The sequence below is a fragment of the Motilimonas sp. 1_MG-2023 genome, from assembly GCF_030547455.1.
Classification (GTDB): domain Bacteria; phylum Pseudomonadota; class Gammaproteobacteria; order Enterobacterales; family CBDFNC01; genus Motilimonas.
The window spans coordinates 1-8,427 of sequence record NZ_JAUOPX010000074.1 but is presented as its reverse complement, the minus strand read 5'-3'; the positions used below and the strand labels follow the sequence as shown (position 1 = coordinate 8,427).

At 39.9% G+C, this 8,427-nt stretch carries 4 protein-coding genes, 2 pseudogenes and 1 riboswitch; of the genes and pseudogenes, 3 read left to right on the top strand and 3 right to left on the bottom strand.

Annotation, left to right across the window (positions count from 1 at the left end; genetic code table 11):
* Positions 1–341 precede the first annotated feature (341 nt).
* Positions 342–1,757, bottom strand: coding sequence for a phosphomannomutase (locus Q4519_RS21005; RefSeq protein WP_303515785.1), 1,416 nt, complete (start codon positions 1,755–1,757; stop codon positions 342–344).
* Positions 1,754–3,187, bottom strand: a complete 1,434-nt coding sequence (locus Q4519_RS21000; protein ID WP_303515782.1) for a mannose-1-phosphate guanylyltransferase/mannose-6-phosphate isomerase — start codon at positions 3,185–3,187, stop codon at positions 1,754–1,756. The genes Q4519_RS21005 and Q4519_RS21000 overlap by 4 nt, the downstream gene beginning before the upstream one ends.
* 568 nt (positions 3,188–3,755) lie before the next feature.
* Between Q4519_RS21000 and Q4519_RS20995 the strand changes: the two genes are divergently transcribed.
* The gene (locus tag Q4519_RS20995; RefSeq protein WP_303515779.1) at positions 3,756–5,093 is read left to right on the top strand and encodes a phenylacetate--CoA ligase family protein; all 1,338 of its coding nucleotides are present in this window, start codon (positions 3,756–3,758) and stop codon (positions 5,091–5,093) included.
* Positions 5,094–5,167: 74 nt separating this feature from the next.
* Here the strand turns inward: Q4519_RS20995 and Q4519_RS20990 are convergent, their stop codons facing one another.
* Entirely contained in the window at positions 5,168–6,721 is a 1,554-nt protein-coding gene (locus tag Q4519_RS20990) for a glycosyl hydrolase family 28-related protein (RefSeq protein ID WP_303515776.1), read from the bottom strand.
* A gap of 81 nt (positions 6,722–6,802) precedes the next feature.
* Positions 6,803–6,883, bottom strand: a riboswitch (cyclic di-GMP riboswitch).
* A 640-nt stretch (positions 6,884–7,523) separates the two neighbouring features.
* Between Q4519_RS20990 and Q4519_RS20985 the strand changes: the two are divergent.
* Positions 7,524–8,061 (top strand): annotated as a pseudogene (locus Q4519_RS20985) (transposase); the annotation flags it as partial.
* A 69-nt stretch (positions 8,062–8,130) separates the two neighbouring features.
* Positions 8,131–8,352: pseudogene (locus Q4519_RS20980) on the top strand (transposase); the annotation flags it as partial.
* Positions 8,353–8,427 lie beyond the last annotated feature (75 nt).

Genomic DNA, 8,427 nt, shown 5'->3' with positions numbered 1-8,427 from the left:
AGAGCCCGTATATAAGCACGCATCTTATGCTATGACATCGCAAAACTATTGAACAATACGAGGAGTCCATATAAGCGGAATTTATTCCGCGAAAAACAGCGCCCACCTGTTGAACGATATGCCCCCAACAAAAAGCGTGTTCCCCACACGTAGGAGCGGAATTCATTCCGCGAAAAACAGCGCCCATATGATGAGCGATATGTCCCAACAAAAGCACGTTACTCCCACGTGGGAGCGGAATTCATTCCGCGAAAAACAGCGCCCTCTTCATTCGCGATATAAATATCTCCCACAAAAGCGTGTTACTCACCTGTAAGATGCCCCAGTCATGGATCGATTCATCAAGCCTGATTAAGCGCGCCTAAACTTTGTATCACCAACTGCATCGCGCGAACAGATGAACTCGCCTCGGCATAACAACGCAGCTCGGGCGCGTTACCCGAAGGACGCAAATGCACCACTTCACCATTACTCAATGTCATGCGCAAGCCATCGGTGGAATCAACACTCGCGGCATCAAACTCGCCTAGACCTAAACTAGCTAACAGCGACTTTGGCTCGGCCAATCCTCGCTCAATAATCGCCAAACTTTTTTCTCGGGGGAAGTTTTGAATACGGTCACTCGCGGTATAAATCTCTGGCAACTGCTCCACTAAATCTGAAATTCCCCCTTTCTCAGCCATTGCCAGCACCGCCAACACAGGTAACACCGCATCGCGCGTTGGCAACGCACTCAGCACAGCGCTATTCACCTCAATGTCCGAGCCCAATAAAAAACCGCCATTGGCTTCAAAACCCGCAATGCGGCCAAACTGACTTTGCAACAATATAAACTCTGCAATCACATAAGGTGAGCCAATTTGCGTACGCGCTACATACTTAAACGCGCCACAGGCTTCGATAGCAGAATTACAACTTACCGGCACCGCTAACGCATCAATTTTTAAATACTGCGCGGCCAGTAAACATAAAATATCACCGCGTAAATAAGTGCCAGTTTCATCAGACAACAGCGGCCTATCGCCATCACCGTCGGTAGAAAACAGCGCATCTAACTCAAATTCACGCTGCCAATCTTGCGCTTGTTCTATGTCAGCCAAGCCCACCGCTTCGGTATCAATGGGCACAAAGCTGTCACTGCGGCCAAGGCTAATCACCTCTGCGCCAAACTGTGTAAACAAATCGCCATAAAGATCACGACCAGAGCTAGAATGCTCATAAATACCAATGCGTTTACCGGCTAATAAATCAGTGGGGAAAATATCAAGATAGCGCGCCATATAAGCATCTGCGGCACGAGCCGAAGCTTTTGGCAAGCCACTTAAATCCAGCGCTGCCAGCTCACTTTGCGCACTTAAAATTGCCAGCTCGTCTATCTTAGTGATTTCACCATCAGGACGATAAAACTTTAAACCATTGCGATCAAAAGGAATATGACTGCCCGTTACCATAATCGCAGGTACGCCATCGGCCATTGAAGTTACCGCCAGCGCTGGCGTTGGCAGCACGCCATAAAAATCCACCTCTAATCCTGCAGCTCGAACGCCAGCAATACAAGCCTGTGCCATTTCAGGGCTGCTAGGGCGATTATCAACAGCAATAGCGATTCGTGAAAAACGAAAGTGTTCTCTCATTATCTCAATAAAAGCCAAGGTAAATGCTGCGCACACCTCGGGAGTAAAATCCACCACCAAACCGCGCGCCCCGCTAGTACCAAAAGCGATGCCGCTGTTCTTAATGATATTCGCCACACTCATGATTCAGTCCTACCGTATCTATCTTCAAAACGTACTATGTCGTCTTCACCTAAATACGAGCCTGACTGCACTTCAATTAACTCAAGAGGCACCTTACCTGGGTTTTCAAGAGCGTGAGTAGTGCCAATAGGAATATAAGTAGACTCATTTTCACTGAGTAAAAAGGTGCGCTCACCGTTGGTTACCTTGGCCGTGCCCGACACCACCACCCAATGCTCGGCGCGATGATGATGCATTTGTACCGATAATTTAGCGCCTGGTTTCACCGTAATATGCTTAACCTGAAACCGATTGCCGGTATCGATAGAATCATACTTACCCCAAGGACGCTGCACATCACGGTGATGTAACACCTCGCTGCGCTGCGCCGCTTTTAGTTGCTCAACCAAGTGCTTCACTTCCTGCACCCGTGACTTATCGGCCACCAACACCGCATCTTTGGTTTTCACCACTATGATGTCTTTTAAGCCAATGCTGGCAACCAGCGTATCCTGGGCATAAACATACGAGTTATGTGAGTCGATATCTAACACATCACCACGAAACACATTGCCCTGCTCGTCCTTGTCAGACACTTCCCACAGCGCCGACCAACCGCCCACGTCACTCCAACCGCAATCCATTGGGATCACCACGGCTTGGCTGGTTTTTTCCATCACCGCATAATCGATAGAGTCTTCAGGGCTAGTAGCAAAGGCCGCGGCATCAATGCGAATAAAGTCTAAATCGGGATTAAACTCACGTGTGGCCGCTTGGCAAGCATGGTAAATATCAGGACTGTGTTGTTTCAACTCAGCCAAAAACACACTGGCTTTAAACAAAAAGATGCCGCTATTCCACGAATAATGGCCAGTGCTGACATATTCTTTTGCCGTCGCTAAATCAGGCTTTTCAACAAACTGAGCCACTTGAAAGATATCACCTGTGGCATCGGGAAATTGCACCGCCTTACCGCGTTTTATATAGCCATAACCGATTTCAGGATGATCCGGCACTATGCCAAACGTCACTAAATGATCCGCCTGCGCCGCCGCCATTGCCACATTTACAGCATTGCAAAAAGCTTGCTCGTCTTTCACCACGTGATCCGCAGCTAACACTAACAATAAGGGATCCTCATCGGGATGCTGAGCCAAGGCTTGAAACGCCGCCAGCGCCAACGCCGGCGCGGTATTTTTCGCTTCTGGCTCTAACAAAATACCACTATGAGACAAATCCGTTTGGCGCATTTGCTCTGCCACCGTAAAACGATGCTCTTCGTTACAAATGATCAACGGTGGTTGATGTTGAATAGAAACCAGCCGCCTAGCGGTAGCTTGTAACATTGTCGCCTGACCGTATAACGATAGGAATTGCTTAGGATGTAGCTTACGAGAAAGCGGCCACAAGCGAGTTCCAGAGCCGCCAGCCATGATCACAGGAAGTAACATAACACACTCCAGATCCGTTGGATGATTATGGTAATTAAAGACTAGTATGGGGGAGAATGGAACACATGTGGTTTTAAATGTGCTCATGCTAACCCATTCAACTTAGAAAAAAGTTTAGTAAAGAATACCAGAATAAAGTTCTATTTAGCTCAAGTTAGTCGACGAATAGGAAAAGTATTAACTAAATTTCAGTCTTATCAGCTACGAAGTCAACAAAAACCATTAAATAAAAACAAAAAACCAACTCTAATTTTTAAAAAAATGACAGCAATATTCACTCGATAAACGACTAAAACAGGTAAAATAATAATAAAAACCTACTAAAACCAGACTAATACACTGTATCAATACTAAGCCCATATGTGATTGATTTCACTGAATAGTTCATCTGTAAGAAGGCCTACAAATGCTTGTTTTTAAGCTTTAGTTAGAGTAAATTTGTGATATTTGTCCTATTTTTCACAGATAAAGCTATCTCAAGCGGTGCTTTTGATGCCTCTCTGCACCTCATTTAACATGTGCACAACAAACTTAACGTTTAAAAATTTATGACCGAGGTTACACCAGAATGTTAAATAGTGTTGCGTATAAATATTCACCAATATTCATACAAAATTTATTGTTAAGCTGCCACGAACTAATAAAAAGAAAATTACGAGCAACTAAATCAAGCAATGCTCTCATGCAGCAACTTATTTCACACGAAAAGGACTCAAAAGCATTAGAAGAATATAGTAAAAATAAATTAGAAAGTGTAATTAACAATGCAATAAATAATACAGAGTACTATTCGAAGTATAAAAACAAAAAAAACTTAAATATCAGTAATTTTTCCTATACAAGTAAAGAAGATGTTAGGAAGCATACTGTTCAGTTTATAAACTGCAAGTCGAAAGAAATAAAAATATCAGGTCAAACTAGCGGCACAACAGGTAAGTCTCTTACTATTTATCAAGACATATCTTCAGTTAGAGCTGAAAAAGCATTTACTGACCGTCACCTTCAATGGGCAGGATTCAAAAAGGGCGATAAAATTGCTTGGCTTAGAGGAGATAAAATCGTTCCAATGCAACAAAAGAAGCCGCCTTACTGGCGCTTTTCCTACTTTAATAACATGATATTTTTTTCTGCTTTTCATATGACAAAAGAAGTAATTCCAATGTATATAAAAGCGATGGAAGATAACAAAGTTGATATTATTCAAGCAGCCCCATCGTCAGTTGTTACTTTGGCTAAATACCTCGAAATGAACGACTCTTATTATCAAGGAAAATTAAAATCTATTGTTACATCGTCTGAATCTTTATCACTAGAGCATAAGTTACTTATTGAAAAGCATTTTAAATGCACAGTTTTTGATTGGTATGGTTTATTCGAGAGAGTTGCGGCGATAGCCAGCTGTGAACATAATAACTACCACATATTAACTGACTATTCCCATGTTGAGTTACTCGAAGAGGACAACGGTTATCATGAAATTGTGGGGACTAACTTCAACAATAGAATTCACCCATTAATTCGTTATAGGACAGGTGATTATGTCGCTTTGTCGAATAAAAAAAATTGTCCATGTGGCAGAGTATACCCTATTATTGACCACATTAAAGGACGCAGAGGAGACTACTTAATCGCAGAAGATGGTCAAAAGGTTTACCATTTAAGCCAAATAACTAAAGCCATTCCTGGAATTATTGCGGCACAGTTTTTGCAAGATAGCCAAACGAAGATAAATTTACTACTTGTTGTAGATGAAAATAAGTTTGACAGTTTTCAGAAAACCAAATTAATAAATAGCGCAAAAAAAGATTTAGGAGCATCTCTAGAGATCGAAATTGAATTAGTCGATATAATCCCCAAAACAAAAAATGGTAAAACTCGTCAAGTGATTTGCAATATTAAAGGGTAATATCTAAAGCGAGAAAGTAAATTTTATGGCCGCATCCATGCGGCAGGTTTTATAGTAAAGAAAGGATAGTCGACTTAAACTTTTGGAACTCGTAACAAATTAATGTCAATCTGATGGTTTACATTATTTTTAGCTTCCCATATATCAGCAGCTCTATCTATACGTTCCATATCTAAAAACATATCCGCCCTTTGATAGTTAGGCTCCCAATATATATTGTCATTTATTTTTAGCCCAGTAAATATATCAAGATAATAGTTAGCCAAAGTAACAGATCGAGTTGTTGCACTGGCGGCAATTCGTGTATTTTCAAAATAATTACGTTCAACTTTCACATTTGACATGGGAATAAGTTCATCATCTATATCAAGTGGTTGAATCCTCAATCCTCTACCAGTGTTAAGAATTACATTTTCGCTAACATCAATATTTTTTATTTCTAAGGTTTTTTCTATTTCATCATTAGGGCGTATATCAAGAAAGTATCCATTTGGATAATCTTTAATAAGGTTATTTTTTACTTCGACATCACTGTAACCAAGAATATCCATTGCATGTGTATAGCCATTTATAAATTTATTCCGAATAACTTTCAAGCCGAATGTTGGTTGCCTTGTTGCCAACTTAAGCGGTCCACGCATATTTTTAAAGGTGTTATCAGAAAATTCAAGGTTATTAACACCGCCAAATTTATCAATCTTAATGGTGGTAGATATTTGCATACACTGTTCAAATACATTATTACTAACCAGCACGTTATTAGAATAAATTCCACCTATCTCATGGTAAGGTGAAGTATTCACCCTCAAACATGCATCACCAAAACCAAAAAAAGTGTTTTGCCTAATTATTGCATCATTTGCACTACCTATATATAAACCATCATGAGTCCATCTAGGTGCTTCTCCTATTGAATTAAACACACCAACGAAGCTTAAATTCTGTATAATTAAACCTTCACTATTATCAATAAATATTAGTGAATCTCTAAGATCAGGATTACTACCTGGCGCGATTGTTTTTTTAATTACCGTTCCAGTATTACCTTGAATGGTAATATTCTTAGCTATGTCTAATATTCTAACCGTTTTTTCAAAAATAAATGTTCCACTAGGAAATTCAATTACATCACCATCATTTAGGTTTTCTAACATTGCTTTAAACGCTACCGAGTCATCAATATTATCATCTGGATGCATACCATAATCAGTTACTAATTTAGTTGGAGTGCTGTTTTCAAAGAACTCAACTTGAGGCAATTCTTTATGAATGACTTCTATGGTATATGGAATGACTGATACATTACCAAGGTTACTCGTTACAGTTTTAGTTAACTCGTAGACAGCAGAGATGAAACCGGAGAAGGTTACATCTTCAGAATGGCTGTTAGAAAGATACTGAACACCACTACCTGTCCACTCTACGCTTACAGTAAATTCTTCAGTATTACTCCAATTAACAAAGCCTCTTAATGATAGACTTTCACCTTGAGAGGCTGCTATCACAGGAGGGTTATCAGACCGTGCCGGTTCACATAACTCAAATGCTGAAGAATTAAATACAGGAAGGGACATAGCGCTTAATATTGCTATATTACATAAAGTTTTTTTGAACGAAATAGTTTTCATACAATTACCTCAATAATTAATTAATAATTAACAATTAGTTTTCTCGCGGAAAAAAATTGGAGGTTGTATAAAACTAACTCCGTTGGTAGCTCTGCCATCATAGTTTCCCTTAGACCAGTAGCTTTGCGTAACACCCTTTCGAATGTGCTGCCTTTTTCAACGCGACACTGAATTGCTTCAGTTACTTCAATTTAGCATTAGAAAAGCATTAGTACACCTTGAAAGTAATCAAAGTAAGATCTCCATCTCATCTTAAAATGAATAAAAATGTAACTTATTAATAACAATCACAATATTAAAGAGCAAAGTTTTATAAAAAAAACCTATTAAAAAATACAACTACAAAAAACAAAACACCAATCACATAACAGATTAATTTAATTGGTTTTTATAAATAACCATCAATTGATTTGAATCACATTATAAAAAACGGCAATATTTTTATCGATTTATAATTAAATATAGGAGCAATAAATATTAATGAGAATCAAAACCATGAAGAATATCTATTAAGAATAGATTGTTAGAAAAAACCGTTCCTAGGGCAGGATCGAGAGAGTTTTTTAAGTAATCACTCGATTTTATTTGACGCCTAAAAGCAATCGTGATCTTATACTCATTTTGTGTGAGTAGGACATGTACCTTGAAGCTTTCACTTTAGCTCGATCACAGATCAACGCCAGCCTGCTAGGGTAACTTATCCTCTGAGAGCTCCTCCCCCTCTGGCAGGATAGATAATTGGACTCCCCCTCTCATAAGTCGTAGCCTCTAATTGCTAGTAGAAAAATAATTGAAGTTCAACATGATGAAGACAGTTGCTGGTGTAGATTTAGCCAAGAGAGTGATTCAAGTTTGCGTTTATGCGAACAAAAAAGTGCGTTCTAATACAGAAATGACACCGAATGAGTTTACTTCTTGGTTGGCAAATTCAGAACAGTAACTGTTACATTTGAAGCTTGTGGGACTTCGAATTACTGGAAGCAGCTTGCAGCATCCTTAGGGCATGACGCTCGATTAATCTCCACTAAATTAGTCGCTTCAGTGAGGCAAAATCAGAAAACAGACAAAAATGATGCTTTAGCCATTGTTCAAGCGTCCTCGCTACCAGATATCGCCTTTATTTCAGGGAAAACAATGGATCAGCAACAATTGCAATCCGTCATGCGACTGAGGGAGCTAAGTGTCAGGCACAAGACAGCAGCAAAGAATCAATTATTAGCCTTATTGTCTGAATTCAATATTAAAGTTTCCAAAAAGTATGGTGGGTTAAGGGGGAGCATTGAATCGACTCTGGAAGATGCACAGAAAATGGGTTGTCGAGTGAGTTTCGAACGGCTCTTACTGTTGCCCCTCTGGCAGGATAGTTGTCACTACTTAAAATTTAACCAGTTGGGGGTTAAGGCTTGATTGTGCCACGCTACACTGAAGAACGAAAACAGCAGGTTTTGAATAAATTATTACCACCCTTCAACATGACTGTTGCACAAGTCGCTAGAAATGAAGGGATTGGCCTGCAAACCTTGTATAATTGGCGCGATAAAGCCAAACAACAAGGTCGTCCTATGCCCGGAAATAAACCAACATCTGATCAATGGTCTGCTGAAGCTAAACTGGCCACGGTCATTGAAACGTAACCTTTCACCAACCCCAGCTTGACTAATCCGATATCAACCCAAACACATCTGGGTATTCACCCTTTTTCATCA

Coding starts and splice junctions, on each gene's coding strand:
- Q4519_RS21005 (WP_303515785.1), bottom strand. CDS start 1,757: ATGAGTGTGGCGAATATCATTAAGAACAGCGGCATCGCTTTTGGTACT.
- Q4519_RS21000 (WP_303515782.1), bottom strand. CDS start 3,187: ATGTTACTTCCTGTGATCATGGCTGGCGGCTCTGGAACTCGCTTGTGG.
- Q4519_RS20995 (WP_303515779.1), top strand. CDS start 3,756: ATGTTAAATAGTGTTGCGTATAAATATTCACCAATATTCATACAAAAT.
- Q4519_RS20990 (WP_303515776.1), bottom strand. CDS start 6,721: ATGAAAACTATTTCGTTCAAAAAAACTTTATGTAATATAGCAATATTA.